Source organism: Rhizobium sp. 57MFTsu3.2, from assembly GCF_012932765.1.
GTDB classification, from domain to species: domain Bacteria; phylum Pseudomonadota; class Alphaproteobacteria; order Rhizobiales; family Rhizobiaceae; genus Rhizobium; species Rhizobium altiplani.
Genome location: NZ_JDWI01000002.1, coordinates 205,535 through 232,459 on the forward strand (window position 1 = coordinate 205,535; position 26,925 = coordinate 232,459).

General features: G+C 59.8%; 25 protein-coding genes and 3 pseudogenes. 13 read left to right on the top strand and 15 right to left on the bottom strand.

Features of this window, described 5'->3' with window-relative positions:
* The first annotated feature begins 58 nt into the window (after positions 1 to 58).
* Positions 59 to 589: a hypothetical protein gene (locus AF71_RS31290; RefSeq protein ID WP_210258127.1), complete on the top strand. Its 531-nt coding sequence runs from the start codon at positions 59 to 61 to the stop codon at positions 587 to 589.
* Here AF71_RS31290 and AF71_RS03525 read toward each other — a convergent pair.
* Together AF71_RS03525 and AF71_RS03530 are read right to left on the bottom strand one after the other, a co-directional pair.
* A complete protein-coding gene (locus tag AF71_RS03525) occupies positions 583 to 1,236 on the bottom strand; it encodes a response regulator transcription factor (protein ID WP_169679953.1) in 654 nt (217 codons plus the stop codon). The genes AF71_RS31290 and AF71_RS03525 overlap by 7 nt on opposite strands.
* The gene (locus AF71_RS03530; protein WP_025658389.1) at positions 1,233 to 2,633 is read right to left on the bottom strand and encodes a sensor histidine kinase; all 1,401 of its coding nucleotides are present in this window, start codon (positions 2,631 to 2,633) and stop codon (positions 1,233 to 1,235) included. The genes AF71_RS03525 and AF71_RS03530 overlap by 4 nt, the downstream gene beginning before the upstream one ends.
* 338 nt (positions 2,634 to 2,971) lie before the next feature.
* Between AF71_RS03530 and AF71_RS03535 the strand changes: the two genes are divergently transcribed.
* The 5 genes and pseudogenes from AF71_RS03535 to AF71_RS03555 form a co-directional block, all read left to right on the top strand.
* Positions 2,972 to 3,766: a hypothetical protein gene (locus AF71_RS03535; protein ID WP_169679610.1), complete on the top strand. Its 795-nt coding sequence runs from the start codon at positions 2,972 to 2,974 to the stop codon at positions 3,764 to 3,766.
* Positions 3,767 to 4,298: 532 nt separating this feature from the next.
* Positions 4,299 to 5,477, top strand: a complete 1,179-nt coding sequence (repA, locus tag AF71_RS03540; RefSeq protein ID WP_025658386.1) for a plasmid partitioning protein RepA — start codon at positions 4,299 to 4,301, stop codon at positions 5,475 to 5,477.
* Positions 5,474 to 6,472 (top strand): plasmid partitioning protein RepB, encoded by a 999-nt coding sequence (repB, locus tag AF71_RS03545; RefSeq protein ID WP_169679954.1) that lies wholly within the window; start codon positions 5,474 to 5,476, stop codon positions 6,470 to 6,472. Before repA ends, repB begins: the two co-directional genes overlap by 4 nt.
* 151 nt (positions 6,473 to 6,623) lie before the next feature.
* Positions 6,624 to 7,913 (top strand): plasmid replication protein RepC, encoded by a 1,290-nt coding sequence (gene repC / locus AF71_RS03550; RefSeq protein ID WP_169679956.1) that lies wholly within the window; start codon positions 6,624 to 6,626, stop codon positions 7,911 to 7,913.
* Between the two features lie 186 nt (positions 7,914 to 8,099).
* Positions 8,100 to 8,677 (top strand): annotated as a pseudogene (locus AF71_RS03555) (ISKra4 family transposase); the annotation flags it as partial.
* A 29-nt stretch (positions 8,678 to 8,706) separates the two neighbouring features.
* Here the strand turns inward: AF71_RS03555 and AF71_RS03560 are convergent.
* From AF71_RS03560 to AF71_RS03570, 3 genes and pseudogenes are all read right to left on the bottom strand, one after another.
* Positions 8,707 to 9,954, bottom strand: coding sequence for a HipA domain-containing protein (locus AF71_RS03560; protein WP_169679958.1), 1,248 nt, complete (start codon positions 9,952 to 9,954; stop codon positions 8,707 to 8,709).
* On the bottom strand, positions 9,947 to 10,282 hold the full coding sequence (locus AF71_RS03565) for a helix-turn-helix transcriptional regulator (protein ID WP_026371549.1): 336 nt from the start codon (positions 10,280 to 10,282) through the stop codon (positions 9,947 to 9,949). The genes AF71_RS03560 and AF71_RS03565 overlap by 8 nt, the downstream gene beginning before the upstream one ends.
* 137 nt (positions 10,283 to 10,419) lie before the next feature.
* Positions 10,420 to 10,641: pseudogene (locus AF71_RS03570) on the bottom strand (ATP-dependent DNA ligase); the annotation flags it as partial.
* Between the two features lie 514 nt (positions 10,642 to 11,155).
* On the opposite strand from AF71_RS03570, the gene hmpA reads away from it, so the two are divergent.
* The 3 genes and pseudogenes from hmpA to AF71_RS32205 form a co-directional block, all read left to right on the top strand.
* Positions 11,156 to 12,367 carry an NO-inducible flavohemoprotein gene (gene hmpA / locus AF71_RS03575; protein ID WP_169679960.1) on the top strand — a complete coding sequence of 404 codons (1,212 nt, stop codon included), beginning with the start codon at positions 11,156 to 11,158 and terminating at the stop codon, positions 12,365 to 12,367.
* Positions 12,368 to 12,471: 104 nt separating this feature from the next.
* Positions 12,472 to 12,939: an Rrf2 family transcriptional regulator gene (locus AF71_RS03580; protein WP_018855499.1), complete on the top strand. Its 468-nt coding sequence runs from the start codon at positions 12,472 to 12,474 to the stop codon at positions 12,937 to 12,939.
* Between the two features lie 18 nt (positions 12,940 to 12,957).
* Positions 12,958 to 13,175 (top strand): annotated as a pseudogene (locus tag AF71_RS32205) (LacI family transcriptional regulator); the annotation flags it as partial.
* 32 nt (positions 13,176 to 13,207) lie between these two features.
* On the opposite strand, the gene recX reads toward AF71_RS32205, so the two are convergent.
* From recX to AF71_RS03600, 3 genes are read right to left on the bottom strand one after another with little or no spacing between them, the layout of a single operon-like run.
* Positions 13,208 to 13,765 (bottom strand): recombination regulator RecX, encoded by a 558-nt coding sequence (recX, locus tag AF71_RS03590; protein WP_169679963.1) that lies wholly within the window; start codon positions 13,763 to 13,765, stop codon positions 13,208 to 13,210.
* Entirely contained in the window at positions 13,762 to 14,676 is a 915-nt protein-coding gene (locus AF71_RS03595) for a LysR family transcriptional regulator (RefSeq protein ID WP_169679965.1), read from the bottom strand. Before AF71_RS03595 ends, recX begins: the two co-directional genes overlap by 4 nt.
* Entirely contained in the window at positions 14,673 to 14,852 is a 180-nt protein-coding gene (locus AF71_RS03600) for a hypothetical protein (protein WP_018855496.1), read from the bottom strand. The genes AF71_RS03595 and AF71_RS03600 overlap by 4 nt, the downstream gene beginning before the upstream one ends.
* Between AF71_RS03600 and AF71_RS03605 the strand changes: the two genes are divergently transcribed.
* Genes AF71_RS03605 through AF71_RS03615 form a run of 3 tightly spaced genes read left to right on the top strand, consistent with a single transcriptional unit; the run spans position 14,785 to position 19,007 of the window.
* Positions 14,785 to 16,185 carry a VOC family protein gene (locus AF71_RS03605; protein ID WP_169679967.1) on the top strand — a complete coding sequence of 467 codons (1,401 nt, stop codon included), beginning with the start codon at positions 14,785 to 14,787 and terminating at the stop codon, positions 16,183 to 16,185. The two genes, AF71_RS03600 and AF71_RS03605, sit on opposite strands and share 68 nt — an antisense overlap.
* A gap of 48 nt (positions 16,186 to 16,233) precedes the next feature.
* On the top strand, positions 16,234 to 17,766 hold the full coding sequence (locus AF71_RS03610) for an aldehyde dehydrogenase family protein (protein ID WP_169679969.1): 1,533 nt from the start codon (positions 16,234 to 16,236) through the stop codon (positions 17,764 to 17,766).
* Positions 17,767 to 17,774: 8 nt separating this feature from the next.
* Positions 17,775 to 19,007, top strand: coding sequence for a pyridoxal phosphate-dependent aminotransferase (locus tag AF71_RS03615; protein ID WP_169679971.1), 1,233 nt, complete (start codon positions 17,775 to 17,777; stop codon positions 19,005 to 19,007).
* A gap of 138 nt (positions 19,008 to 19,145) precedes the next feature.
* Here AF71_RS03615 and AF71_RS03620 read toward each other — a convergent pair whose 3' ends face one another.
* Positions 19,146 to 20,249, bottom strand: a complete 1,104-nt coding sequence (locus AF71_RS03620) for a saccharopine dehydrogenase family protein (protein WP_169679973.1) — start codon at positions 20,247 to 20,249, stop codon at positions 19,146 to 19,148.
* Positions 20,250 to 20,379: 130 nt separating this feature from the next.
* On the opposite strand from AF71_RS03620, the gene AF71_RS03625 reads away from it, so the two are divergent.
* Positions 20,380 to 20,811 (top strand): Lrp/AsnC family transcriptional regulator, encoded by a 432-nt coding sequence (locus AF71_RS03625; protein ID WP_112646901.1) that lies wholly within the window; start codon positions 20,380 to 20,382, stop codon positions 20,809 to 20,811.
* Between the two features lie 42 nt (positions 20,812 to 20,853).
* Here the strand turns inward: AF71_RS03625 and AF71_RS03630 are convergent, their stop codons facing one another.
* The 6 genes from AF71_RS03630 to AF71_RS03655 form a co-directional block, all read right to left on the bottom strand.
* The gene (locus AF71_RS03630) at positions 20,854 to 21,843 is read right to left on the bottom strand and encodes a beta-ketoacyl-ACP synthase III (protein WP_210258129.1); all 990 of its coding nucleotides are present in this window, start codon (positions 21,841 to 21,843) and stop codon (positions 20,854 to 20,856) included.
* The gene (locus AF71_RS03635; RefSeq protein ID WP_169679975.1) at positions 21,840 to 23,108 is read right to left on the bottom strand and encodes an adenosylmethionine--8-amino-7-oxononanoate transaminase; all 1,269 of its coding nucleotides are present in this window, start codon (positions 23,106 to 23,108) and stop codon (positions 21,840 to 21,842) included. Before AF71_RS03635 ends, AF71_RS03630 begins: the two co-directional genes overlap by 4 nt.
* A complete protein-coding gene (gene bioD / locus AF71_RS03640; RefSeq protein ID WP_169679976.1) occupies positions 23,105 to 23,743 on the bottom strand; it encodes a dethiobiotin synthase in 639 nt (212 codons plus the stop codon). Before bioD ends, AF71_RS03635 begins: the two co-directional genes overlap by 4 nt.
* Positions 23,740 to 24,885 carry an 8-amino-7-oxononanoate synthase gene (locus AF71_RS03645; protein ID WP_169679978.1) on the bottom strand — a complete coding sequence of 382 codons (1,146 nt, stop codon included), beginning with the start codon at positions 24,883 to 24,885 and terminating at the stop codon, positions 23,740 to 23,742. The genes bioD and AF71_RS03645 overlap by 4 nt, the downstream gene beginning before the upstream one ends.
* Positions 24,882 to 25,874, bottom strand: coding sequence for a biotin synthase BioB (bioB, locus tag AF71_RS03650; RefSeq protein ID WP_210258130.1), 993 nt, complete (start codon positions 25,872 to 25,874; stop codon positions 24,882 to 24,884). Before bioB ends, AF71_RS03645 begins: the two co-directional genes overlap by 4 nt.
* 327 nt (positions 25,875 to 26,201) lie before the next feature.
* Positions 26,202 to 26,867, bottom strand: a complete 666-nt coding sequence (locus tag AF71_RS03655) for a GntR family transcriptional regulator (protein WP_025658367.1) — start codon at positions 26,865 to 26,867, stop codon at positions 26,202 to 26,204.
* Between the last annotated feature and the right edge of the window lie 58 nt (positions 26,868 to 26,925).

Consider the following 26,925-nt stretch of genomic DNA (forward strand, 5'->3'; position numbering starts at 1 on the left):
GACAGCGCCGGCTGGCTGGATCGCGACCAGGAAAACCATGGAATGCAAGGGAATGGTGATGCTCTCACGACGTAGCTTTGTTGTGGCTCTATGCTCGATGTCAATCGGCCTGTCGCTCGCGGCAATGCCGTTCAAGGTCGCGGTTTCGGGCGGCTCGTTCAAGCTCAGCCTCCAGACTGCCGAGGCCGCCAAAGGCGGCAACGGCAATGGAAACAGCGGCGGCAATGGCGGTAACGGCAATGGAAACGGCGGAGGCAATGGCGGCGGTGGCGGCAACGGTGGCGGAAATGGCAACGGTGGCGGAAATGGCGGCGGCAATGGTAACGGGAATGGCGGGGGAAACGGCAACGGCGGGGGGAATGGTAACGGGAACAGCGGCGGTAGGTCCAATGGCAGCGCCACGACCGGAACAGGCTCGACGGTTGATGTTGATACGGACAACTCGTCAATAGAGGTTCGCCACCGCGACGGCATGAGCGAATTCATCCGGAACGGCCGTTACATCATGAAGGACGCCCGTGGACGCACGATCGTCAATCGGCGGGCAACCTCAGCAGATGAGGCGCGCCTTGAATCCTTCATTCACTGATTGCCCCGCCCGTCGGTGGCATCGCGCAGCGCTATAGCCGCTTCCGTTCGGTTGGCGACCCCGAGCTTGGCCATGATCTGCGTCATGTGATGTTTGACGGTCTTTTCGTGCAGATCGAGCTGCCTTGCCACGTGCTTGTTGCTCAAGCCGGAAGCGACCAGCTGCAGGACCTGCAGCTCACGGGCGGTCAACGCCTCCAGGGCCGATGGTGTTTTCGGTGCGGGTGAAGAGCGGCTTGAAAGTAGCCGCGCAGACAGCGCCGGCGCGACATAGCTTTCACCAGCTGCCACGCTGCGGATAATCTCTGCAAGCGCCCTTGAACCGACCCCCTTCAACACATAGCCCTTTGCGCCGCAATTCAATGCCGCCGTGACATCATCGCTGGATTCGGAAACCGTAAGCATGACAATCTTTTGTGATGGTACGGTTGTCAGAATGGGAAGGATCGCGTTCAACCCGCCGCCAGGCATTGAAATGTCCATGAGCAGGACATCGGGCTGGAGGGTCTCGGCGACCCTGATTGCATCGTCCTTCGTGCTTCCTTCCGCGACAATATGAAATCCATCTATCTCGGACAGGCTCCGGGATACCCCTTCCCTGAACAATGGATGGTCATCTATGACGGCGACGCGAATTCCTGCTGTCATGACTGGGCAATCTCCTCGCTGCTGAGCGACATGCTGACTATGGTACCTTGTGCGGATGTTCGGAGCTGGAAGGTGCCGCCCAGGCTTTCAATCCGCTCTCGCAGTCCTGCAAGGCCAAGGCTGGCAGGGCCGACATCGTCGGGATCAAAGCCGGGCCCACCGTCGGAAACCTCGATGCTGATGCGGTCACCTTCCATGCGTTGCACGACCCGTTGTTCTTTGCCGCCGCCGTGACGGTAACCGTTGTTCAACCCTTCCTGCACAAAGCGATATACGCAGATTTTGGCGGAGGGCGAAAGATTTTCGGGCGTCTCCGCTACCGATAGTTCAACGCTTGAGCCGGTTCGCTGCTCATGCGCGCGCACACTGCGCTCCAGTATCTCCGTTAGGGTTGCGGCTTCGATCTGCGGCAACACCAGCCCATTGCAGATGGTCCTGATCTCATGCATTGCCTCGTCCAGGCTTTCCTTGATGGCTGCAATTTCACCCTCGCGCCTGGATGCCGGTGTTGAGGGATCGACCAGCGCATTGCTGTCCAGGCGCAATGAGGCAAATGCAACAAGCTGCGCTGGTCCGTCATGGAGATCTGCACCAATGCGCCGCAGGTGGCTTTCGTTGAGGGCTGTGGCGCGTTGGGACGCACGCTGGACGCGCCTGCGCAAGGCCTGGTTCTGGGATAGCAACGCTGAAAGGTCATCCACGCGCCGCCTTAGAGCATGCCGCTGATCATCGATGGTTCGGCTGCCTCTCAACGCGATCGCCGACAACACGATAAAGAATGCAAGCGTGAAGGCGGCGACGGCCATCCAGCTGTGCAATCGCGCCTCATTGAGGCTGCGCTCGAAATCATTGGCTATTTCATAGAATTCGGACACGGCGACAACCTGTCCGGACCATGGCTGCAGAACGGGGTTGTAGATTTCGAGCAGGGGTTTGCCGCTCGCCCGCTCGACCTCGTCTTCCGCATCTTCCAGACGATTGAACTGGGCGACCATCGTGCCAGAAAAGGCCGCCTTGAGGTCGTCGCTCAACTCGAAGCGCTTTCCTTGCATGGTTTTGTCGTTTGAATAGAGAACCGTGCCGTCCGCGCGCCAAAGCCGGAAGGAGATCAGGCGGTTTCCAAGCGCCCCCTGCTCCAGCGTCTCGTCTAGCGCGCGGGAAACACTATCGTCGAGCTCTTGGGCCGTCAGCATGTCAGGCAGGAGGGGGGCAATCACACTGTCGACGTAGAGGGCGGTGGATGCCGCCGAGTTGCGGGTCACCGCGTCTTCGATCAGACTGCTCACGAATGCGCCGACCAACACCATCGCCACCAGCGACACGGCGCCTCCTGTGAACAGGAACTGCCTGGCCAATGATTGCGAATTCCATCGTTTTATGAGTTCACGGGGCCGCACGAGATGTCTCGGGATCGGCCGCCAAAATTGCGTGGCGGCACTTTAGTTGTTTCGATCGTAACCTAGCTTCATCCAGCGGCGGGTCAAACGATATCGCCTCGCAGCCCCCAGGTTTCCGACCTTTGGTCTCCTTTTGGCTAGGACCTAGGTCCTATCCGGTTAAGCAAAGGTCTGACCGCCATGGAGCCTGCGCGGGACGCAGGCTATCGTCGTTGTGATCTGGAACGCGGCATGTCCGCGTCCGGCCGGAAGGCTGGCGTCTTGCCTGCCGCGAGCAGCTTGGCTTTCCGGACATAGGAACAAAAGACGGCAAAACGGTTTTGGACCGGGAGGTTGATATGAGCATTTCAAGTATTCTTGGACGCAGCGTTATAGCGCTCACAATTGCGGTTGTACCCGCCGGTGGCGCTTTCCTGGGATTAGAGGGCATCGCCTATGCAAAGGGTGGTAACGGCAACGGAGGCGGCAACGGAGGCGGCAACGGCAACGGAGGCGGCAACGGGGGCGGCAACGGCAACGGGGGCGGCAACAGGGGCAACGGCGGCGGGGGGAACCACGCGGGCGGCAATTCCGAACACGGGAAGAAATCCGATACCGTTGGCTCACACGGCTCGCATGCAAAGAGTAAGGACGACACCCGGAGAGATCACCCGACGTTGAAGTCGTTCTTCACACACGAGAAGAAGGCGGCAACGACGACCAGGACCAGAACCGCCACAACGACAAGAACGAAGGCCGCCAAATCCGAGTTTGCCGGGCTGAACTCGCTGAACAGGAATTACCACGCCTACTTGCATTCGAACGATCCGCGAATGGCGGCGGTTTCGGCCTATGTGATGGCCTATGCAGAATTCGAGGCCGAGAATGGGCCGGATGTCATCCCTACGGACCCTGCTCTTAGCGACGAAGCCCTTCGCGAAGCACTCTCGAGCTTTACCAAGGGCGGCGAAGTGAGTGACGGGGCTCTCGAGCGAGCAAAGGACATCTTGGGCGTAGGGCCCGCCGTTGGCAAGATTGATCAGGTTCGTGACACTCTTCCAGTGGAGGAGCCTGCGCCGGAGCCCGTCGAAAGCGCGCCTGTGGAGGATGAGGCGCCGCCACCGCCGGTGACGGTCATCGTCGAGCAGCCCTGACGCTTTCAAAACTTGGCCACCGCACGGATACAACGCGCCGTGCGGTGGCCCAAAAATGCAGGTTGCACCAGCCACGGGCTCGGCAACCACTACTTAGATCGAGCCAGGGATGGCTCGGACGGGGCAGCGCCGCCGCTCTTCGCCGCCTGTTCCAAGGCGCATCGGTGCCTTCTGAACCTTCACCTTCTTGATCCGGGATTGCTTCTGTCGCGCTAAAGGCGTGTCTCTCAAGGCAGTTCCTTTCGCCGTTTGTGAACAGCTACAGGCGGAATCGGTCCTTTTCACCTTCTCATGTAACTCGACGGCGGCCGGCCGCGGCACGGCTGGGTGAACCTCGTCCTCATATGTGCGGCCTCCGTCAGCTGACCACATAAGGGAGCCAGTGACGGGTTTGCCGAATCTCGCGAATCGAGCTAGTTCTGTAACTACGCAAAAAGAGCGAATTATCGCTATAGAGCGAAACAATTACTGAATTAACTGTTCATCAACCGTATCGGCGCTTAGGCTATTGGAACGAACTGAGGAAAGAATCGTGAATCGCCACTTGAGCAGCCTCGACTTCATGCAGAGCTTTTCCACCAAATTGGAGCTCGCCCTGCAAAATCTTTCGATGGCACAGTATCCACCGGATGCGCGCCGCGAAATGCGGAAATTTTCCTCGTCGGAAGTCGCAGCGCTCCTGGATGTCTCGGAAGCCTATATCAGGCAGATCGTTCTGAAGGACAAGGGTCCCTCGCCCGAGACGACGTCAAACGGCCGCCGCATGTACACGCTCGAGCAGATCCTCGAGCTGCGACTGATGCTGGCCGGAAAGGGTCGCAAGAAGTGGATGAACCCGCGCCGTGTCGAGGGCGAGGAATGCCAGATCATTGCGGTCACCAATTTCAAGGGCGGCTCCAGCAAGACATCCACGACCATTCATCTTGGTCACTACCTGGCGCTCAAGGGCTACCGGGTATTGGCGGTCGATCTCGACCCGCAGGCGTCGCTTACAAGCCTGCACGGCGCGCTTCCGGATTTCGATCCGCGCGAGGACGAAACGCTCTATGCGGCCATTCGCTTCTCGGATCCCAAGCCGACGAAATCGCTGGTCCACACCACGCATATTGCCGGCTTCGACGTGATCTGCGCCGGGCTCGACCTGACAGAGTTTGAAACGGCTGTCGCTCTCGAGATGCGCAAGAATGGCGGCACGAGCTTCCTTCTGCGGGTATCTCAGGCCCTCGAGCAGGTTGCGGATGACTATGACGTAATCCTGATGGATTCCGCGCCTTCTCTGAACTTCCTTACTCTGTCGTCGCTGACCGCTGCCACCGGCGTCATCATACCGGTCCCGGCACACATGCTGGACGTCGATTCGACGGGGAAATTCCTCGAGCTTGCCTCGTCCTACATGCAGATATTGAGCGAGATGGGGAGTTCGGCCCAGTGGGATTTCGCGAAGTTCCTCGTGACGAAATTCGAAGCCAACGATCACCCGCAGGCCAACATGACCGCGTTGATGCGACAGGTCTTTGGCGAAGACCTGCTGTTGAACATGGTGACGAAGTCGACGGCTGTTGCTGATGCATTGACGTGGAAGCAGAGCCTCTATGAGGTGCAGCGTTCGCGCTTCTCGGCACCGAAAACCTATGACCGCGCAATGGAATCGATCAACGCGGCCAATGCCGAGATCGAGAAGTTGCTTTGGGCAGCATGGGGGCGCGAATGAGCCGCAAGGATTCGCGTGGCATGTTTGCCAATGTGCTCGGTCAGCTTGAGCAACCGAGCGCAGCGCCGGCCGCAAAGCCGACAACATCTCCACACCTTCTCAAGGTCGCCGCAGGCGTCAGGCAGATACAGGAAAAGGGGGAGGTTCTCGACAGGCTCCTCAAGGACGGCGACCATATTGTCGAGGTCGACCCCGATGACGTTGCTCCCTCCTCGATTCCCGACCGCTTCGATGGCGCCTATGACGATGCGGCCATTGATGAGATTGCGACGTCCATCAAGGAGCGTGGGCAGATTGTCCCTGGCTTGATCAGGCCCCACAAAGGTGATGGACTGCCATACCAGATCGTGTTCGGAAGACGGCGTCTGGCTGCCGTCAAGATTCTTGGACTGAAGTTCCGTGCTATTGTCCGCGAACTCAGCGACGAAGAGGCGATCGTCTTCCAGGGTGAAGAAAACGCCAATAGGAATGACCTTTCCTTTATCGAGAAGTGTGCATTCGCACTGTCACAGGAGCAGGCGGGATATCGGCGCGACGTAATCTGCGCGTCGCTGGCGACAGGAAAGTCGCACGTGTCGGAGATGCTGCGGATTGCAACGGCTATCCCCCGGGATGTTCTGCTCGCGATCGGCTCGTCGCCCGAGATCGGCCGTCGTAGATGGATCGAGTTTGCGGATGCCTTTGCCAAGCGCCAGGACGGGGTGGCGCGCGTCAAGCAATCGCTGAGCGAGGACAAGCTCGTCGCCGGGAAAGATCGCTTCGCTGTCGCATTAGGTGCGCTGAAGGCTGAGCAAGCGCCGACTGCCGCGCGGCCTTCCGTCACCGAAATACGTGCAAATGGCTTTCTTCTGGCGACCGTAAGCTACGCGAAGACCGGCCCGAAGATGAGCTTCACCAAGGCTGTTCCGGATAGTTTCGTAGACTTTTTGAACGATCGTATGGAGGCGCTTCACAGCGAATTCGTGCAGTCAATACAACGCAAAAGCAAAGGATAACGCCGCAAAAGAAAAAAGCTCCCGAACGTTGCCGTAACGGAAGCCCTTCTCATAGGTTAGCAGCTAGAGAATCGCATTTCCGGGAATCCCTGTCAAGTGTGGGCACCAATCTGGTGAGTGGATTTCTTTTGCCTTCAACAAGGTGAAGGTGATGGAAACAGGAAGTGTGACGACGCCCTTTGGGCAGCGTCCGATGACGCTTGGCATGCTCGCGAGCCAGAAGGCAGCAAGCGAGCTTCAGGCTGATCAATCGGTCGACAAGTGGAAAATCTACAGGTCCCTGTGTGCAGCCAAGCCCTTGCTTGGAGTGACGGATCGCGCGCTTGCCGTCCTCAATGCACTGCTCAGCTTTTATCCGAAGAACGTCCTGTCGGAGGAAAACGGCCTGGTGGTCTTTCCGTCAAACGAACAGCTTTCGCTGCGCTCACACGGCATGGCGGAGCAGACGATCCGCCGCCACCTGGCGGTCCTGGTCGAAGCGGGGTTGATCATCCGCAAGGATAGCCCAAATGGCAAACGCTATGCCCGCAGGGCGAAAGAGGGTGAGGTCGCAGAGGCATTCGGCTTTTCATTGGCGCCGCTGATCGTGCGTGCCGAGGAGATCGAACGCCTCGCATCGGAAGTGGCGGCCGAGCGGCTACATATGCAGCGACTGCGTGAGCAACTCAGCCTTTGCCGCCGGGATGTGGCCAAGCTCATTGAGACCGCGATGGAGGAGCAGCTGGCAGGAGATTGGGAAACCGCGTTCGCCTATTTCAGGGAGCTGGTAGGCTCCATACCACGTACAGCGACGGCCGAGCAGCTTTCCACTGCACTCGAAACGATGGAAACGCTGAGAGACGACATCACTAGCAGACTGGAAACATTACTAAAAGCAAAGAAAACGAGCGGCAATCACGATCAAAATGAGCGTCACATACATAATTCAAACCCCGACTCTACTTTTGATCTTGAACCAGCTTCCGAAACGAAGCAGGGGGCAAACTCGGAATTCATGATTGAGCCGAAAACCGTGGCGTCGACGCGGAAACAGAAAAGTGACGCTGGACGCATAGCCAGGGTTCAGAGCCAGGCGGCCAACGATCGCCCGGACCTTAAGTCCTTCCCCCTCGGGCTGGTCCTCCAGGCTTGCCCCGACATGGTGAGCTACGGCCCGGGTGGTTCGATTGCAAATTGGCGAGACTTGATGGCGGCTGCGGTCGTTGTGCGGGGAATGCTCGGTGTAAGCGAGTCGGCCTACGAGGAGGCTGCTGCCACGATGGGACCGGAGAACGCCGCCACGGTCATGGCGTGCATCCTCGAACGTGGCGGGCATATCAACTCCGCGGGTGGTTATCTGCGAGACCTGACCCGTCGCGCCGAACGAGGTGAATTCTCGATCGGTCCGATGTTGATGTCGCTGGTGCGAGCACGCGGCGGCGGAACACGGCGGGCGGGATAGCACGCTCATGCAAGCCTGACATTGTTTCGCAGGGGCGAGCTGTTTCGGAAAGGGAAGCGGGTGGCGGGGGTAGAAATCCGTTCGAGGCAGCGGATTGGGCCGGTCGGAAACAGCGGCGTGGGAGCGGGGAAAAAGTGGGGGGAAGAAATTTTGGGTAAGCATGTGCCTTTTCTGAAGGGGCATTACTTGGCTCCGCAATTAAAGATGATCATCTCGGTCGAGCGTCTTGGCATCGACGGCGTGTCGCAGCGTTGCGACATTGCCAAGGTCGACCGGTCTCTCGATGGGGCCTGTCTCAACGATTTTGGCCTCTCCCTCGAAGAAGCCAAGGAGATCCAGCGGCGCCTGCAACAGGAACTGACGCAGTTTCAGGCGGATCAAGCCGGCCACCGAGATCGGAAGTGCCAAGACTGTAACCGCCGTCGGTCGGTGCATGATAGTAGGTACCGTACGATCCATTCGCTCTTTGGCTCTTGCCAAGTGCGTGTGCCGCGGTGGTGCCGCTGTGCATGGGAAGCGTCGAGACCCTGTTGAATGGCCGAGCTACCCCCGAGTTGGAGCGCATCCAAGCCGAACTGGGGTCCCGGTTGTCATTTCGAGAAGCAGCCCGTGTACTTGATATCTTTGTGCCGGCCACGCGGCCTCATAATCATCGAACCGTAAGCAACCGGCCGGCTAAGGTTGCCGATCAGATCGAAAAGTGGGATGTCGCAGGCCCCTATCGTATCAGTCGCGCCGGCAAGTCTCCCGTTTCCGTTTTCATAAAAGAGCACGTGACAACAGTCGCAACGCGTCATAACGCCAGCGCTCGCGTGAGGTCGTCGTGTTCGAAGGCGCTGGCCATGCGGTTGATCTCGGCCGACCGGGCACCAACGGCCATGGCTGTCTCGCGCCATGTTGAAGTCACGGTCGCGACGTCTTTGATGACTACACGTGCCTGCGCCAGCGTGAGCGCGAAATATTCGGAAGCCTGTTCGAGAAGATCAAGGGAGCAGGTGCCCTCGTCGAGGTCAATGTTCGTAGTCAGCACCCGCGCTTTAAGATCCGTAGGCACCGGATTGAGATCATAGGCGGGCGAGAGCGACCATCCGGCCTTGCCAAGCCAGAGGAAGCCGTGGTTACGCAGATGATCGTCGACATTGGAAATCAGCACATTGAAGACGACCCGCCGATAGAGCGCGTGAGTGTCCCTCTTTCCCTGGGAGCCATGCCGGGCCAGGGCGTCGACAATTTCGGGGTAACTGCTACGGTCGCCGTCCTTGGCGCCCATCATCCCCATTGCGGACAGGAATGGGATGCGGATCACGCCATCGCGATCGAAGCGTCGCGATAGCATCACTGACTTGCCGGCCACTTTGACAAGTTCGTGTCGTGGAGTGGCAATGCGGGCTTGGCCGGCCAGCCGCAGCGCAATCTCCTCCCAGGTTTCCATGCTGTACTCGTCCGTCTCCTTCGGAAACTTGGCGATGGAGAGATGGCCGTGTTGGTCGATGACCGACGCCTTCGGCCGCGCACCTCCGAGGGAGGAGCCGGGCGCGAAGATGAGTTGAAGGTCTTCGTCCGTTTCCTCGTCCCGCAGAATCCGCTCGGTGATCTGAAGCAGGCGGCCAAGCTCTATTAGGGCCGGCACGCCGGCTCTGACAGGCGCCTGGAAGATATCCTCGCCGACCCAGCGAAACCGCAGCGCGCCGAGCCGCGTCTCATCTGCGACCCAGAGCAGGTAGTCGCTTTCCGCGAGCGTGCGCACGGCGCGGCCCTCGCGATCGGCAAAGCGACGCTCGGCGCGCTGCATGAGGCGGCGGCCCCACGTATCTGGCGCGGAGTCGCCGATCGAGCCGAAGGTTGCTAGTCCGGCAGGAGGAGCGAAGGCGCCGCGCGTCAATGCAAGTGCTGGCTCCAGCGAGAAGCGGTGCGGATCCTCAAGCCATGTATCTTCGTACTCGAAAAGAATAGTTTCCGCGCCGCGGACGCGATTGCTCCTCGCCAATCCGATCGGGCGCGTGCGACCATGCAGATCGATGTGCACCTCGAAGTCAGCCATCGTGGGGCGATCGGGTTGGCCGCCTAAGATGAACGTGCTTGGGCAGATCGGCACTGGCCAATGCCTGTCCGACACTGTCGTTGCTGATGTCGGCGATTTGCCCCAGACCTTCGAGCAGACCGAGGGCCTGAAGGACGCCAGCATAGATGCCGATGCTGACATTGGTGTCGCCGGCTTCGACCCTTTGCAGGGTTGAGCGGGATGTGAAAGCACGCTGCGCCACGACCGCCATAGGCAGTTTGCGACGGCGGCGGGCGTCGTGGATATCCGCGCCGAGCTTCCGCAGGGCGCGGCGCACGGCCGCTGGAGGGTTATGGGGAGTAGGCATTTGAAACCTTCGCGCTACAGATTAGCGGGATATGTAGCACGAAGTTTACAATATTTCTAGCCATGATTGGAATCTGTCGTGGCGTTTCCCGGCAGTGGAAACTACCTAGGTGAGGTTGGTGGACGTCTCACCCTAATTTACAAACTGCCTGCAAGTTGATCGCCGACCACATAAACCGCTGCATTATCCGACACCTCGCGTAGCCCCTTGTAGGACGCGTGTCTCAGCTTGCCGTCATGCGTCCTGGCGCGATACTCGATCTCGGCAATTAGCGTCGGCTGGACCCATAGGAGGTTCTTTCGACGCCCGTCCTATTTCACCGGCGGCGTCTTGCGCTTTATGCGATCGAGCGCCTTACGGCGTGATCAAATTGGCATGGTTCGCGATCGTCCTTCATCCGCAGACTGCCGCGCATCGAATGTGCGAAGACCTGGGCGGTGTCGACGGCAAGTGCCCTTGAGAGGAAAAGGGCGACATGCGGTGCAAATCGCGAGGTTCTGCTTGAGGCGAGCAGAGGAACGCGTCCCTGTCAGGCGAGATTGGGAGGAGATACGGGCACTCGTCTGGATCCGGAAAAAAATTGAGCAACCGCTTCATGGGCGAGGCAGTTGCCACCCGGCCCTGCCCGTGGTCTCGGGCATTCGTTGGGGCGGAAGTGGCAAGTTCCTTTGTCCTCTGGATGACCGAGCCGTGTCGTCATCGGTTCCGCGCTCCCCGTTTCGGCCCATGGCACTGCATGAGGCGGGCCTCGGCGGGGTCCGAGCTTTGCAGCGCGACTGCGACCGAACGGCACAGGCGGATAAACATATATTGCCAATATATCTTATGATGGTTACGTCACCTTTGTCGACGGAACAAATTTTGGAGACCATGATGACGCAAACATTGACCGAGGCCACGAAGGCAATTGTCCGCGCAACAGCGCCTGCCCTCGCAAGTCACGGGACCGAAATCACGGCGGCCATGTATAAGCGGCTGTTTGAGAATGCCGAGGTCCGCAACCTGTTCAACCAGTCGAACCAGGGAGAAGGCGGGCGCCAGACGAAGGCGTTGGCGCAGGCGATCCTCGCTTACGCCCAGAACATTGACAATCTCGCCGTACTCACCTCAGCTGTTGAACGGATCGCCCAAAAACACGTCGGCCTGCACATCCGGCCCGAGCATTATCCCCATGTCGCGACGGCCCTCCTGAATGCGATCAAGGATGTCCTCGGCGAGGCGGCGACGGATGAAATCCTCAACGGATGGGGCGAGGCCTTCTGGTTTCTGGCCAATATTCTGATCGAACGTGAAGGACAGATTTATAATAGTCTTCAAGCGTCCGAAGGCGGCTGGAATGGATGGAGGCAGTTTGCCGTCGTGTCGAAGCGCCGGGAGAGCGACATCATCACATCGTTCGTGCTGCGACCGGTTGATGGCGGGGCGGTGATCAGTCATCGGCCTGGTCAGTATCTGACATTTCGGTTCGATATTCCGGGTCTTCCTCCGCAGCATCGAAACTACAGCATTTCTTCTGCGCCCAATGCCGAGAGCTACCGCATCTCGGTCAAGCGAGAGACGCATGGGCTGGTATCAAGGTTCCTTCATGATCAGGTTGAGGAAGGCGCGGTCATCGAGGTTGCCCCTCCTACGGGAGATTTCCATTTGCCGACTGGGCAGGAAAGGCCCGTCGTGTTGCTGAGCGGCGGTGTCGGTCTGACGCCGATGGTGAGCATGCTGGAGACCATTGCAAACGATGGACGCGAGGTACCCGTGCATTACGTCCATGGTGCCGAGAACGGTCGTGTCCATGCGATGGGATCGCATGTCCGCGATATTGCCAAGGACCGGGAGCATCTCAAGACGACAATTTTCTACGGAAGCCCGCATGCGCAGGATCAGAGGGGCGTTCACTTCGACCACGATGGCCTCATCACGGTTGAATGGCTGGCAAGGAACACGCCGATCGCAGAGGCCGACTTCTATCTCTGCGGCCCGCGGCCCTTTCTCGCCGTCTTTGTGAACGGGCTCGCAAAGGCCGGTGTCCCGCAGGATCGTATTCACTACGAGTTCTTCGGTCCGGCCGACGAACTCGCTGCTGCATAGGTTTTCGGAAATGCAAGGCGACCGGCGACGGCCGCCTTGCTATTTGATATACGTTGCCGATATCTTTTATGCGATTGCGCCGATTTTTCCGGGAGGATCTGGTGATGCGTTTGACCGTTTACTCCGACTACGCGTTGCGGCTCATGATGTATCTTGCGCTCAAGGGAGAGCGGCTGTCGACGATTGCGGAAATCGCCGAAGCTTATGATATTTCAAAGGCGCATCTGATGAAGATCACCCACGAACTCGGGCAAAAGGGCCTGATCGACACTGTACGAGGTCGTCACGGCGGCATGCGGCTCGCACGTGCCGTCGAACAGATCGGCGTCGGTGAGATCGTGCGGGCCTGCGAACCCGACTTTGCGATCGTGCCGTGCATGGAAAATGGTACGGAGATTGTCTGTGTCGTGCAGCCTGCGTGCGTATTGAAGAGGGCGCTCGCTTCGGCGGCTGCGGCATTTCTCGATGTGCTCGATGGCTACACGCTTGCCGACCTGACGCGACCAGCCGTACCATTGCGCCGCCTGCTCGCGCTGCCGGAGGCGGAAGCCCACGCAGGGCACCCGGGATGACAACAGGATCGCAAGGACCGTTTGCTCGGCAGAAGCACACCGGATGATATCGCCATCGTCGGACAGGACGGCATCGCCATGGCGGCGCAAGGCTGCAATAACCCGACGACGCTAAGTATAGACCACGTCGCCTTCATCGATGCAGTCATGGGAGCTTGTCGAGTGCCACGATGCTCAGCTGGAAGGCCCGTAGCATCACCCTCACCTTCACGGACCGCTGGGGCTCGACATCGTGAAACCTCTCCCGTGACATTGTTTCAGATGAAATTTAAGCTTGGCGAGATCGCGTGATCACCAGATCTTCGGCTTCTTCTTGGCTCATATTGAGCACCGTCCTGCCCGTTTCGTAGCTGAAGCCATTGCGCCCGAAGGCCGCCATTTCCTTTGCGTTGCGCTCCCGATCGGCGTCGCCACGACGAAACGGTCCGAAGCGACGCTTGCGCGCAAAATGCACGGCTGCGAGCAGTTCATCCGCCTCATCAAGTGCGGTAGTGATGACTCCTTGATCGACGCCCTTTTGTGTAAGGGTTTGAGCGATGCGCCGTTTCGACCGGCCACTGCGAACACCAGAGCGCGTGCTGATCTCGGCATAGCTGATATCGTTCAGGCCGCCATTGTCATAGGCGAAGGTCACGGCCGATTCTGCAACCGCTCTGAGCTGCATTTCGGTGATGTTTTCGAATTTGTGCTTCGCCTTCCGGATGATGGCATCGTACAGCTGTCTTTCGGTCATCATTCGCTGCTCGAGCCGATAGATGGTGGAGTTTCGGGCCCAACTCAGCATCCGTGCACTGGGAAGGTCTGATGGTGCTTCATCATTGCTCACGATTCAGTCGCACCCCTGGTGCTTACCTGTGAGAGAAGCCAGGTCGTGAACGCCACGCCGAGGGCATGTTCGCGCTTACCGTCTGGCATCACGACATAATAGCTGTTTTCCGTCGCCATCGGCCGGTCAAAGACGATTTGCAGCTTTCCAGCACTCAACTCTTGTTCGATGAGATAGAGCGGTAGAAGCGCGAACCCCATCGCCATCGTAGCCGCCTCGATGATCATCGAAAACTGGTCGAACCGATTGCCGCGATAGGAAGGATCTGCGTCGACGTCGCAAAATTCGAACCATTGGCGCCAGAGTCGTGGGCGTGTAGCCAGATGCAGCAGGGGCCTGCGCATGAGCTCGGCCGGGGTTGCAACCGGATCCGCTTGTAAAAGGGTTGGGCTGGCAACGGGAACGATCTTCTCGTCGCAAAGGAAGGTGCAGGTCGCCCCTGCCCAGATTGGCTGGCCGTAATGGATGGCGAGATCGACGTTTTCCTGCTCGAAATCGAAAGGCTCGGAGCGCGATGTTATGTCAACGAGGGAGCCGGGATGGGCAGCCAGGAAGTTCGGCAGCCGAGGCGTCAGCCAACGACTGCCGAACGTCGGCAAGGTCGCAATCGAAAGCGTCGCAGTCGCATCGGCGCCCGATGCTGCACGGATCATCATCTCTTCTGTCTGATGGAGGAGCCGCCTTGCCTCAGGCAGCAGCCTTCGTCCGGCTTCCGACAGGATTGCCCGCTGGCGGACGCGTTCGAAGAGAAGGACCCCCAACTGGGTTTCCAGGTCCTTGATCTGGCGGCTGATGGCGCTTTGCGTCAGATGAAGTTCAAGAGCGGCGCGCGTGAAATTGCCGTGTCGGGCGGCAGATTCAAAAGACTGCAGCGTTGTCAGGTCGGGCGTCAGCTTTCGGGGCAAAGTCATTCCAAAACCGCATCATCTAAGCTTGATTTATTGTTATTCATGTACTCCACGCGCGATATGATCGCAATCCAGAATGAACTCTTCCAACTATGGCGCGTGAGGCAATAAATGTTGACCAGAAGTTTCGTTTCCTCCTGCAGCATCCGCTCTGCATTCTCGGCGGCAATGTCGGCCATGTATCGCACCGAGGTGCCCGCTTACGGCACCCTGATGGACATTGTTGCAAAAGTGAATGAGGCCACGCTTGCAGCCGATCCAGCCCTCAGGCGCAGGTTGGAAGAAACGGATTCCCTCGAGCGTGTTTCCGAAGAGCGCCACGGCGCCATCCGTCTCGGAACTGCCGACGAACTTGCGATGATGAGACGCGTCTTTGCCGTCATGGGCATGTTCCCGGTCGGCTATTACGATCTCAGCGAGGCAGGCGTACCAGTCCATTCCACCGCTTTCCGCCCGGTCGGCGATGTAGCGCTGAAGCGCAATCCTTTCCGTGTTTTCACCTCGCTGCTGCGCCTCGACCTGATTGCCGACGAAGAACTGCGCGCCGAAGCCGAGACGGTCCTGCAGAAGCGTCATATCTTTACCGCTGGCGCCATCGAACTGACTGAAAGGGCCGAGCGCGAGGGCGGTCTAGGCGAGGACGATGCCAAGCGCTTCGTCGCAGAAGTGCTGGAGACTTTCCGCTGGCATCATCAGGCGAACGTTGATCTCGCCATGTATAGGCGCTTGCATGATGCGCACCGGCTTATAGCCGACGTTGTCTCCTTCAAGGGACCGCACATCAATCACCTGACACCCCGCACGCTTGATATCGACGACGTGCAGCGGTTGATGCCGGAATATGGCATTGCGCCGAAGGCAGTTGTCGAAGGTCCGCCGAGCCGTCGTTGCGCGATTCTGCTGCGGCAGACGTCGTTCAAGGCCCTCGAGGAAGCCGTCTCTTTCAAGGATGCGGGCGGGAACTGGCAGCAGGGCACGCATACCGCGCGTTTTGGGGAGATTGAGAGCCGCGGCATCGCCCTGACACCGAAGGGCCGCGCCCTCTACGACAAGCTCTTGGCGGATTCGCGCAAGGTCGTGCGCCCCGCGGCCGATGGCTCGAACGCTGCGGCTTACGAAAAAGCACTCGCCGAGGCTTTCGCGCCTTTCCCGGACAGCTGGGCCGAAATTCGCGACCAGGGTCTTGGCTACTTCAGCTACTCACTCACGCCGAAAGGCCGGAGCGCGATTGCCTCGGCTGATGCCAGTGTCGATCAACTTGTGGCGGAAGGCCTCATCTGCTTCGACCCGATTGTCTACGAAGACTTCCTGCCCGTCAGTGCTGCGGGTATCTTCCAGTCCAATCTCGGGGACGAGGCTGCGCAGGAGTTTACTGCAAGCCCCAATCAGCAGCGCTTCGAGCGGGACCTCGGCGCCTCGGTTCTCAACGAATTCGATCACTATGCTGATATCGAGGCGCAATCAATCGCCGAATGCCGGGCCCTTCTGACCGCGGCGCAGGCGGCCGAGTAGGCCAACAGACCGAACCAGCAACCATTCAAAACGTCAAAGAGTGCACAAATGACCATCGCAGCGAGAACAGTGAATGTGGCCCAAGAAGCCGTCGGGCTCCTCGACAAGATCGGCGTCGACAAGGCGCTCTACACAGGCGGCGACCTGGCCTCCTACAGCCCGGTCACGGGCGAGCAGCTCGCGGCTTTGAAGACAGACAGCCAGGACGCGGCGGGCGCCAAGATCGACAAGGCTGCGCGCGCATTCCAGACCTGGCGCCTTGTCCCGGCGCCGAAGCGCGGTGAGCTTGTCCGCCTCCTGGGCGAAGAGTTGCGTGCCGTCAAGACGGAGCTTGGTCGACTGGTATCGATCGAAGCCGGCAAGATTCCGTCCGAAGGCCTGGGGGAAGTACAGGAGATGATCGACATCTGCGATTTCGCGGTCGGTCTTTCCCGCCAGCTCTATGGTCTGACCATCGCAACCGAACGGCCGGGGCATCGAATGATGGAAACCTGGCATCCCCTCGGTGTTGTCGGTGTCATCTCTGCCTTCAACTTTCCTGTCGCAGTCTGGGCCTGGAACGCTGCTCTGGCGCTGGTCTGCGGCAACGCGGTCGTCTGGAAGCCTTCCGAAAAGACGCCGCTGACCGCACTTGCATCGCAGGCCATCCTGCAGCGCGCCATTGCCCGCTTCGGTGATGCGCCAGAGGGTCTGAGCGAAGTGCTGATCGGCGACCGTGCGATCGGCGAGGTCCTGGTCGACCATCCGAAGGTGCCGGTGGTTTCGGCGACGGGTTCCACACGTATGGGACGGGAAGTCGGTCCTCGACTTGCTCGCCGCTTTGCCCGTTCGATCCTGGAACTCGGCGGCAACAATGCCGGCATTGTCTGCCCGTCTGCCGATCTCGACATGGCGCTGCGCGCAATTGCCTTCGGGGCAATGGGCACGGCCGGCCAGCGCTGCACGACACTTCGCCGCCTGTTCGTCCACGAGAGTGTTTATGATCAACTCGTACCGCGCCTGAAAAAGGCCTATGCCAATGTCTCTGTCGGCAATCCGCTTGAAAGCACGGCTCTGGTCGGTCCCCTGATCGACAAGCTTGCCTTCGACAATATGCAAAAGGCGATCGGCGAGGCTAAAGCCCATGGTGGCACGGTCAACGGCGGTGAGCGCGTCGCGATGCCCCACGACAAGGCCTATTACGTCAAGCCGGCGCTCGTGGAAATGCCGTCGCAGGTCGGGCCGGTGCTGGAAGAGACCTTCGCGCCGATCCTCTACGTGATGAAATACTCCGACTTCGACAGCGTTATCGAAGACCACAATGCCGTCGGCGCGGGGCTTTCCTCGTCGATCTTCACGCTGGACCTGCGTGAAGCGGAGCGCTTCCTGTCAGCCGACGGATCCGATTGCGGTATTGCAAACGTCAACATCGGAACATCAGGCGCTGAAATCGGTGGCGCATTCGGTGGCGAGAAGGAGACCGGTGGTGGCCGCGAGTCCGGTTCGGATGCGTGGAAGGCCTACATGCGCCGTGCAACCAACACGATAAACTATTCGAAGGCTCTGCCGCTGGCGCAGGGCGTTTCCTTCGAGATCGAATAGGTGTTGCCATGACGATCGATGTGAAGATTGAAGAGGCGGGCTTTCGTCCCGCCTCGAGGATATCTGCCATAGGCGTCTCGGAGATCCTGCAGATCGGGGCGCGCGCCGCTGCCATGAAACGGGACGGCAAGCCGGTCATCATCCTTGGAGCCGGTGAGCCCGATTTTGAAACGCCAGACCATGTCAAGCAGGCTGCATGGGACGCAATGCAGCGCGGCGACACAAAATACACGGCGCTCGACGGCACGCCGGCGTTGAAGGAAGCAATCCGCACCAAGTTTCAGCGCGAGAACGAAGTTTCCTTCGAGGTTGGCGAGATAACCGTTGCCACCGGCGCCAAGCAGATCCTCTTCAACGCGATGATGGCAACCGTCGATCCCGGCGACGAGATTATCATTCCCACGCCCTACTGGACGTCCTATTCCGATATCGTTCAGATCTGCGAAGGCAAGCCGGTGCTTGTCCCATGCGATGCGGAGAGCGGCTTCCGGCTGACCGCCGAAAAACTCGAAGCGGCGATCACGCCGCGGACGCGTTGGCTGCTGCTGAATTCGCCGTCCAATCCGTCCGGTGCGGCCTATAGCGCAAAGGACTATCGCCCGTTGCTGGATGTACTGCTCAGGCATCCGCATGTCTGGTTGATGGTCGACGATATGTATGAGCACATCGTCTATGACGATTTTCGGTTCGTCACGCCGTTGCAGCTGGAGCCGCGCCTGCGTGAGCGCACGCTGACGATCAACGGCGTCTCCAAGGCCTATGCCATGACCGGGTGGCGTATCGGCTATGCATGTGGCCCGAAGGCGCTTATCAAGGCTATGGCCGTGGTGCAGAGCCAGGCAACGTCCTGCCCATCTTCGATCAGCCAGGCTGCCGCCGTTGCCGCACTCAACGGGCCGCAGGATTTTCTTGCCGAACGAACGCAGAGCTTCAAGCGGCGCCGCGATCTCGTCGTTTCCGGTCTGAACGCAATTGATGGTCTCGATTGCCGCGTTCCCGAGGGCGCCTTTTATACCTTCTCCGGATGTGGCGGTATTGTCGGCCGGACTGCCCCAGGCGGCCGCAAGATCACGTCGGACAGCGAGTTTTGCGCCTATCTGCTCGAGGAGGCGAATGTCGCTGTCGTTCCGGGCTCGGCCTTCGGCCTGTCGCCGTACTTCAGGATCTCCTACGCTTCAGCGGAAGCGGACCTGAAGGAAGCCCTGGAGCGAATCGCAGCGGCTTGCAGGCGGCTCGGCTGATTTTCCGAGCGAGAGAGGGGCGCCATTTTCCCGCCACAAGGCAAAGTGAATTGAGTTTGACTTTCGTTGCCAGGCAGACAACGCAAAAGCGCCCGGATCATTTCCGGGCGCTTTTTCTTGTCCACTTTGATCGGACGATCAGCCGGCGATCTTTTCGCCGTACGGCTTCTGCGCATAGTGGTGGCCGAAGCGGCTGTCGAGGAATGCGTCGAGACCAATATCTTCCTGGCGGATGAAACCCTTGCCAGGCAACTCACCCTTGGCCAGCATGTCGAGCACGGCGCAGATGCTGCAGGCGGTGGTGATCTGGATCGCACTCATCATGCGGCCGGCGACAACAGCGCTGTAGACCTTGTTGGCATAGGTTTCCTGCACGAGACGGCCGTTCTTCCAACCGGACACAGTGACGAAGACGATGACGACGTCCTGCATCGTCGACGGCAAGGCGTGCTCGAGGATGTCCTTGAGAACTTCGCGGCGATGACGAAGGCCGAGGTCGCTCAGCAATGCCTTCATGATCGCGGCGTGGCCGGGATAGCGGATCGTACGATAGTTCAGCGTGCGAACCTTGCCCTTCAGCGTCTCACACAGCGTGCCGAGACCGCCGGATGTATTGAAGGCCTCGTAGGTCACGCCGTCGAGGGAGAACTCTTCCCGCTCTTCCAGAGCCGGCACTTCGATGAGCTGGCCGTCGACGATCGCCTCGCAGGGCTCGATGTACTCGTTGATGACGCCGTCGGTGCTCCAGGTCAGGTTGTAGTTCAAGGCATTCGAGGGATACTGCGGCAAGGCGCCGACGCGCATGCGAACACTGTCGAGCTTGTCGAAGCGGCTCGCAAGATCGTTGGCGACGATCGAGATAAAGCCCGGCGCCAGGCCGCATTGCGGTATGAACGCGGTGGATGCACCGGCGGCAATTGCCTTGACGCGGCGGGTGGATTCGACGTCTTCGGTCAGATCGAGGTAGTGCACGCCGGCTTCGGCCGCAGCCTCGGCGATGGCAATCGTCAGATGGAACGGGGCGGCACTCAGTACGGCAAACTTGCCGGAAAGGAGTTTGACCAGGGCTGCGTGGTCGGCAATGTCCACTTCCGCCAGGCTGAGCGCGGCGTTCGTCTCCATGTGATCCAGCTGTTGCTTGCTGCGGTCGGCAAGCGTGACGTGGTAGTCGCCGGAATGGATGAGAAGACGGGCGATCGTCGAGCCGATCTTGCCAGCGCCGATGACGACAATGTTTTTCATATGCGTTCCCTCATATTGGTTCGAGAAATCTTTATGCCCCCTTTATTCCTGTCGGTTTGGTTGATTCACAGCGCGAGAATGATAAAATCGACTGGAATTCTTTGGCATATCGCCGTCTGGATTGATCAATATGACGATGAGTGACAAGGATCGGCAGCTTCTGTCGATTCTCAGCGAAAACGCCCGGATGCCGACCGCCATGCTGGCCCGCAAGCTCGGCCTGTCGCGCACAACAGTGCAGGCCAAGATCGAGCGCCTGGAGCGCGACGGCGTCATAGCAGGCTATGGCGTGCGGCTATCGGATAACTTCGAGAGCGGTCAGATAAAGGCCCACGTGCTGATCACCCTTGCTGCCAAAGCGCTCGGACGCGTCACCCAAGAGCTGCAGGCAATTGCGGACGTCCGCTCGGTCCATTCGGTCAGCGGTAGCTTCGACATGATCGCAATCGTGGCCGCCGGCTCGATCAGCGAGCTCGATACCGCCATCGACAAGATTGGAGATATCGACGGCGTCGAGAAAACCCTCTCTTCGATCATCCTGTCGACGCGCATCAATCGCTAAAGGGCACCTGCATCTCGCGGTCAGCCTGGATTGCCGGAAGCACTAGACGCGGTAGGTGACGGCCGCCCCGGTGAGACCAGCACCGGCTGCTACAAGAAGAAGGGTTTCACCCTCCCTGAGAGGCCGGGCGGCTGCATCCAGCGACAAGGTGAGCGGGATCGTCGCGGCGGAAGAGTTTCCGAACCGGTCCAGCGAGCAGACGGTCCGTTCGGGCCCGATCCCGAGATTGGTTGCAACTGCCTGAAATATCCGGACATTGGCCTGGTGCGGTACAAATCGGGTGATCGCTGCAGCTTCCACGCCAGCCATGTCGAGCGTCCGCTGCGAGGCGGTGCTCATCATCTCGACCGCCCGGGAAAACACCTCACGCCCGTCTCGCATCGTCATCAGATAGTCCGTGGCGGCGCGCCCCGGTGCGAAGGGCTTGTTGCTGCCGCCGGCGGCAATCGAGATCAGGTCATAGTTGCTGCCCTCGGAGCAGAGTTCAGTGCCGAGAATTCCGACGGAAGGATCGCTGGAGGGCGTCAGCACTACTGCGCCCGCCGCGTCAGCAAACAATACGCAACTGGCACGCTCGGCCGGATTGATGCGGCGACTGAGAATATTGGCGGCAACGACAAGAACCGGCCTCCCCTGGGTGCGAACGAATGCGTCTGCGAGTGTCAGGGCATAAAGAAAACCGGAGCAGGCGCCGGCCAGGTCGATCGCGCCACAGTGCTCTAGTCCAAGCCTGTGTGCCACGAGTGGCGCCGTCGGGGGCAGCAGCTGATCCGGCGTGGAGGTTGCCAGGAGCATCAGGCCGACCTCGGATCGATCGATCCCGGCATTGTCGAGGGCCATGGCTCCGGCTTCGGTGGCGAGGCCGCTGAGGGTGTCGCCCTCTTCTGCCCAGTATCGGGTGCGGATCCCGGTGCGACGCTCGATCCAACCGGTTTCGAGCCCGAGGGATTGCTCGATTTCGGCGTTTTCGACACAGCGACCCGGAACAGCGTGCCCAAAGCCTGCGATGCGCGCGGAGCGGACCTTCATCATGCTGCCGTTCCGATCAGTTCGTCCGCAGCCTCGTCTATGGCGTCATAAAGGCGATCGATTTCGGCTTCCGACACGCAATAAGGTGGCATGAGGTAGATGACGTTTCCAAGTGGGCGGATGAGCAGGTGGCGGTCGCGAAAGAAGCCGCGCAAGCGCGGTCCTATGTCGGCTAAATATCCTTCCGAGCCGACAGCCATGTCCAGCGCCGCAATGGTGCCGGTCTGGCGGACGTTCATGAAGCGCCGATCATTGGCAAAGCGTCGCAGCGCCTTCTCCTGCAGGGCAGCGAGGCGATCTATGCGCGCCTGGACCGGCTCGTTCGTCCAGATCTCCAGGTTGGCGACCGCTGCCGCGCATGCAATCGGGTTGGCAGTGTAGGAACTCGAATGGAAGAAGGTCTTGCGGCGGTCGGTGGAAACATGCGCGTCAAAGATCTCGCTTGTGCAAAGTGTGGCAGCGAGCGGCATGGCGCCCCCGGTCAGTCCTTTTGATGTGCAGAGGATATCCGGACAAATGCCTGCCTGATCGCAGGCAAACAGGGTGCCTGTCCTGCCCCAGCCGGTCATCACTTCGTCTGCGATGAAAAGCACATCGTGGGAGCGGGCGATCTCCCTGAGCTTGCCGAGCAAGGATGGCTCGAACATCTTCATGCCTCCGGCGCCAAGTACCAGTGGCTCAATCAACAAAGCCGCGACCTGGCCGGAGCAACAAAGGAGGTGAAAGGCATCAAGCGTCTGTTGCTCGGAACCAGGCTCCGGAAAGGCAAGTCGATCGACGCCGAACAGCAGAGGCTCGTAGGCGGCATTGAAGACGCCCCTTTCGCCGACGGACATCGTTCCGATCGTGTCGCCATGATAACCGTGCTCCATGACGACGATCCGATCGCGGCGCCTGCCGGTGTTGTGGAAGAAGCCAAGCGCCATCTTCAACGCAACCTCGACCGCCGTCGACCCGCTGTCCGAATAGAAGACGTGCTCAAGCCCGGCCGGACTTAGCTTGATCAGACCACGGGCGAGTTCTTCGGCAGGGGCATGCGTGTATTCGGCGAAGATGACCTGGTCATAACTGTCGGTCGCACGGCGGATCGCCTCCATGATCGTCGGATGCCGATGCCCGTGGGTGACGACCCACCATGAGGAGATCGCATCAAGAATGCGACTGCCGGCTTCGTCGATCAGATAGGCGCCTTCCGTCTCTATGACCTTTTTCATCGGCGGCTCGAGGCCGTGCTGTGTGAATGGATGCCATACAGGGGAGCGCGTCATGACGTTGAACTCCGAAAGACCGACACATCGAAGCCGCGATGAAAGGCTGCCATCAGGCCGTCGTGGGTAAGCGGGTTGGTCGGCTCCAGCCGTCCCAATTCCCGAGCACCACTCATGTGGATGATGATCCTCTGGGTTTCGGCGTTTTCCTTGCCCATAAAGGCAATGCCGAAGATGGGCACACATCGGCGCTGCAGCGCTTCTACGGATAGCAGCGTATGGTTGATGGTACCGAGCGAGGTTCTGGCGCACAGGATGACGGGTGCCTGCCAGCGAGCGAAGATATCGGCAAACAGGATTCCTGATGTCAGTGGAACGAGAACGCCACCAGCGCCCTCAATGACAAGCGGATGCGGGAGCGCCGGCAGTTCAAGCGCGCCGGGTTCGATCGTCACGTGATCAAGCGCCGCTGCGTGGTGGGGGGATGCTGGTGTCTTTAGCCGGTAGGCCTCGGGTAGAATCCGTTCGGCCGGAACATTGCCCAGTCGGGCGACCGTTTCTGCGTCGGTCTCCTCGTCCAGTCCCGACTGGACAGGTTTCCAGTAATGTCCTTTGAGTGCGCAGGTTAATGCGGCGGCGAAAACAGTCTTGCCGATGCCGGTGTCAGTGCCGGTGACGACGAAGCGCGACGTCATTGCTGCTCCTTTCGCATGACAACGGCCAGCCTCTCGAACAGCCGCGAAATTGTCTCCGGTTCGACGTTGAGGGTGATGGAGATGCGCAAACGCGCCGTGCCCTCTGCCACGGTTGGTGGGCGGATGGGTCTGACGTCGAAACCCTCGGTCCGCAAGCCTTCGGCGATCCGCACCGCGCGACGATTGTCGCCGACAAGAATGGGGAGGATCTGTGAGCCGCTGGATCGCATCCCGATCGTCCTTTCCATCTCGCGATTGGCAAGAGAGACAAGTCCGGCGAGCTTGTCGCGTCGCTCCGGTTCATCGTCGAGGATCCTCAATGCCTCCCGAACTGTCGCAGCCATCAGCGGGGATGGTGCCGTTGAATAGATGAAGTTGCGGGCGCGATTGACGAGGAAATCGCAGAGGACTGTCGGTGCAAGGACAAGCGCGCCCGACGCACCAAGCGCCTTGCCGCAGGTGTGCAGCGTTATGCAGTTTTCTGGATGCCCCAGCCCCTCCGCCAGGCCGCGTCCTCCCTTTCCGAAGACCCCCGTCGCATGTGCCTCATCGATGACGAGGAAACCATCATGGAGCCTCGCAAGTTCGGCCAACTCGCGAAGCGGCGCGCGATCCCCGTCCATCGAGTAGAGACTTTCGACAGCGATCCAGGGTCGGCCGGTGCCGCCGGCTTTGCGCCATGATCGGATGGCGTCGGCGACGGCGTTGACATCGTTGTGTGAGGTCGCGATCGATGGCGCCCGGCTGGCAGAAATGCCTTCATGAGCGCTGGCATGGATGAGCGCATCATGAAGGATGATGTCCTGGCGCTGTGGCAAGGTTGAGAACAACGCCACATTGGCAGCATAACCGTTGGCGAAGTAGAGCGCCCGTTCTGCCCCGAAATACGCGGCAGCCTCCCGCTCCAGCGCGTCATGCTCCGGATGATTGCCACGTAGCAGGCGCGAACCCCCGGCCCCCACTGCCACGCCGCGGTCCAATGCAGACCGAAGCGCATCTCCTAGCCGCTGCGATTGCGCAAGACCAAGGTAGTCGTTCGAGGCGAAATCCGCGCCGGAAGCGGCGACAAGGCTGCGGCTCCTTCCCTTGCGATCAAGGCCAGCGAGCTTGCGCTCATAGACTGCAAGGCCCCCGGCACTCACTCTACCCGTTCCAGCTGTTCGGCCTTCAACCCCAGGCGGCGAAAGAGAGCCGCGTCATGATCCTCACCGGGATTGTCCGCTGTCAGGAGGGTTTCGCCCACAAAGATGGAATTGGCGCCCGCGAAGAAACAGAGCGCCTGCATCTCGTCCGACATATCCGTTCGTCCCGCAGACAGGCGAACGTGGGAAGCAGGCATCAGGATGCGTGCCAGCGCAACCGTCCGAACGAATTCGATTGGATCGATCGGCTTTGCATTGGCGAGCTTTGAACCCGGGATCGGGATCAGCATATTGATCGGAACGCTCTCTGGCGGCGCCGGAAGATTGGCAAGCGTGACAAGCATCGAGATCCGATCTTCCGCCGTCTCGCCCATTCCGAGAATGCCGCCGGCGCAGACCTTGATGCCGGCCTGGCGGACATTGGCAAGGGTATCAAGGCGATCTGCGAAGGTCCGGCTTGTGATGATCTCGCTATAGAAACGCTCCGAGGTATCGATGTTGTGATTGTAATAGTCGAGGCCGGCATCCGCGAGCCTCGCCGATTGCTGCGGCGTCAGCATGCCGAGCGTCATGCAGGTCTCCATCCCGAGCGCCCGCACACCCTCGACCATCGCGACGATCGAATCCATGTCCCGGTCCTTGGGGCTGCGCCAGGCGGCGCCCATGCAATAGCGCGTTGCACCCCCTTCCCTCGCCTTTCGCGCTTCGGAAAGTACGCGGTCGACCTCCATCAGTTTTGAAGCCTTGAGGCCGGTCGGATAATGGGCCGACTGGCTGCAATAGCCGCAGTCTTCGGCGCATCCGCCGGTCTTGACGGACAGGAGGCGGCTCATCTGTACGGCATTGGGATCAAAATTGGCTCGATGGATGCCGTGGGCGCGAAAGAGAAGGTCGTTGAAAGGTAAATTATAGATAATTGTGGCGTCGGATGCGGTTATATGCCCCCTATTTCCGTTCGCCGCGTTTGGACAGTCGGTATGTGGCTGCATTTGACTAAAACCTTTGCGCTGCGGGATGTCGAGTCGTAGATAGAAATCAAAATTATCTATAATAAGTTCCCGCGACGTTAGGCAAGTGCGTTTTTCAGTTTGTTCGCCTGAGGAAGATTGGCGATCCGACTCAGGTGCTCCTGTGTCGGCTAGCGCCTGATTGGCTGACAGGCTTCGCGTTTTCGATGCCACTCTCAGAAATCAGGCTGCATTCCAGCGCGCAACAGGGATTGCGATCGCTCGGCCGATGCGCGTCGCTATTGTCCGAGCTCGGAGCGCAGGCTACCGCTGAACAGGAAACGCGCGGGGAGCAAGTGAGAACGGAGGCTAGCCGACGATTGCAAATCGTTCGCGAGCGGCATGCTGCATTCGCCGCGACGGGCCGCCGATCCATTGCACATGCCGCTCCAGCGCGGTCACGGCATTCTCGACCTTGCCGGCGCGAAGAAATGCGAGAATGCTGCGGTGGTCCGTATCGATTCGCGGTTCCCAGTCGGTGAGCCAGGTGGCGAACAAGAATCGGGCGCTCGCCGCATGCAGGTCGTCAATGGCGGAAAGCAGACGCGGCATTTCGCAGGGTTCGAGGATGAGCTTGTGAAACCTGCGATTGGCCTCTTCCCAGGTGCGAACGTCGCGCGCATTGTCGCCGTCGATCGTTGCCTGTTCGGCCTGGTCGAGACGCGAAGGCGTCAGGTGCTCTGCCGAGTGGCGCAGTGCAAGGCCCTCGAGGGCGGCGCGCATCTTCGCGACCTCCTGCACCTCCTTTAGATCGAAGGAGGCAACACGAACGCCGCGGCGCGGTTCGCTGACGGCAAGGCCTTGCGCCTCCAGACGGCGCAGGGCCTCGCGCACGGGAACGTGCGAGGATCCGAATTCCTCGGCTATGTGGTCCTGCTTCAGTTTCGAGCCGGGCGGCAAGGCGCCCGTCACGATGCGCTCCGCGAGCGCGCGACTTATGCGGCCGGCTATCGTGTCGTCGTTATGAATAGTCATATTTTAGAGATAGTTCCTGCGCTCGATGCTGTCGAGATGCGTATCACCGACTGCTGTG

Coding starts and splice junctions, on each gene's coding strand:
- AF71_RS03600 (WP_018855496.1), bottom strand. CDS start 14,852: ATGGCCGACATTGCCGCCGAGAATGCAGAGCGGATGCTGCAGGAGGAA.
- AF71_RS03630 (WP_210258129.1), bottom strand. CDS start 21,843: ATGATGAAGGTCCGCTCCGCGCGCATCGCAGGCTTTGGGCACGCTGTT.
- repB (WP_169679954.1), top strand. CDS start 5,474: ATGAGCCGCAAGGATTCGCGTGGCATGTTTGCCAATGTGCTCGGTCAG.
- AF71_RS03620 (WP_169679973.1), bottom strand. CDS start 20,249: ATGAAAAACATTGTCGTCATCGGCGCTGGCAAGATCGGCTCGACGATC.
- AF71_RS03595 (WP_169679965.1), bottom strand. CDS start 14,676: ATGACTTTGCCCCGAAAGCTGACGCCCGACCTGACAACGCTGCAGTCT.
- AF71_RS03525 (WP_169679953.1), bottom strand. CDS start 1,236: ATGACAGCAGGAATTCGCGTCGCCGTCATAGATGACCATCCATTGTTC.
- AF71_RS03535 (WP_169679610.1), top strand. CDS start 2,972: ATGAGCATTTCAAGTATTCTTGGACGCAGCGTTATAGCGCTCACAATT.
- AF71_RS03615 (WP_169679971.1), top strand. CDS start 17,775: ATGACGATCGATGTGAAGATTGAAGAGGCGGGCTTTCGTCCCGCCTCG.
- AF71_RS03560 (WP_169679958.1), bottom strand. CDS start 9,954: ATGGCTGACTTCGAGGTGCACATCGATCTGCATGGTCGCACGCGCCCG.
- AF71_RS03610 (WP_169679969.1), top strand. CDS start 16,234: ATGACCATCGCAGCGAGAACAGTGAATGTGGCCCAAGAAGCCGTCGGG.
- AF71_RS03625 (WP_112646901.1), top strand. CDS start 20,380: ATGACGATGAGTGACAAGGATCGGCAGCTTCTGTCGATTCTCAGCGAA.
- repC (WP_169679956.1), top strand. CDS start 6,624: ATGGAAACAGGAAGTGTGACGACGCCCTTTGGGCAGCGTCCGATGACG.
- bioB (WP_210258130.1), bottom strand. CDS start 25,874: ATGCAGCCACATACCGACTGTCCAAACGCGGCGAACGGAAATAGGGGG.
- AF71_RS03635 (WP_169679975.1), bottom strand. CDS start 23,108: ATGACGCGCTCCCCTGTATGGCATCCATTCACACAGCACGGCCTCGAG.
- AF71_RS03580 (WP_018855499.1), top strand. CDS start 12,472: ATGCGTTTGACCGTTTACTCCGACTACGCGTTGCGGCTCATGATGTAT.
- AF71_RS03605 (WP_169679967.1), top strand. CDS start 14,785: ATGTTGACCAGAAGTTTCGTTTCCTCCTGCAGCATCCGCTCTGCATTC.
- AF71_RS03655 (WP_025658367.1), bottom strand. CDS start 26,867: ATGACTATTCATAACGACGACACGATAGCCGGCCGCATAAGTCGCGCG.
- AF71_RS03565 (WP_026371549.1), bottom strand. CDS start 10,282: ATGCCTACTCCCCATAACCCTCCAGCGGCCGTGCGCCGCGCCCTGCGG.
- bioD (WP_169679976.1), bottom strand. CDS start 23,743: ATGACGTCGCGCTTCGTCGTCACCGGCACTGACACCGGCATCGGCAAG.
- AF71_RS31290 (WP_210258127.1), top strand. CDS start 59: ATGCTCTCACGACGTAGCTTTGTTGTGGCTCTATGCTCGATGTCAATC.
- hmpA (WP_169679960.1), top strand. CDS start 11,156: ATGACGCAAACATTGACCGAGGCCACGAAGGCAATTGTCCGCGCAACA.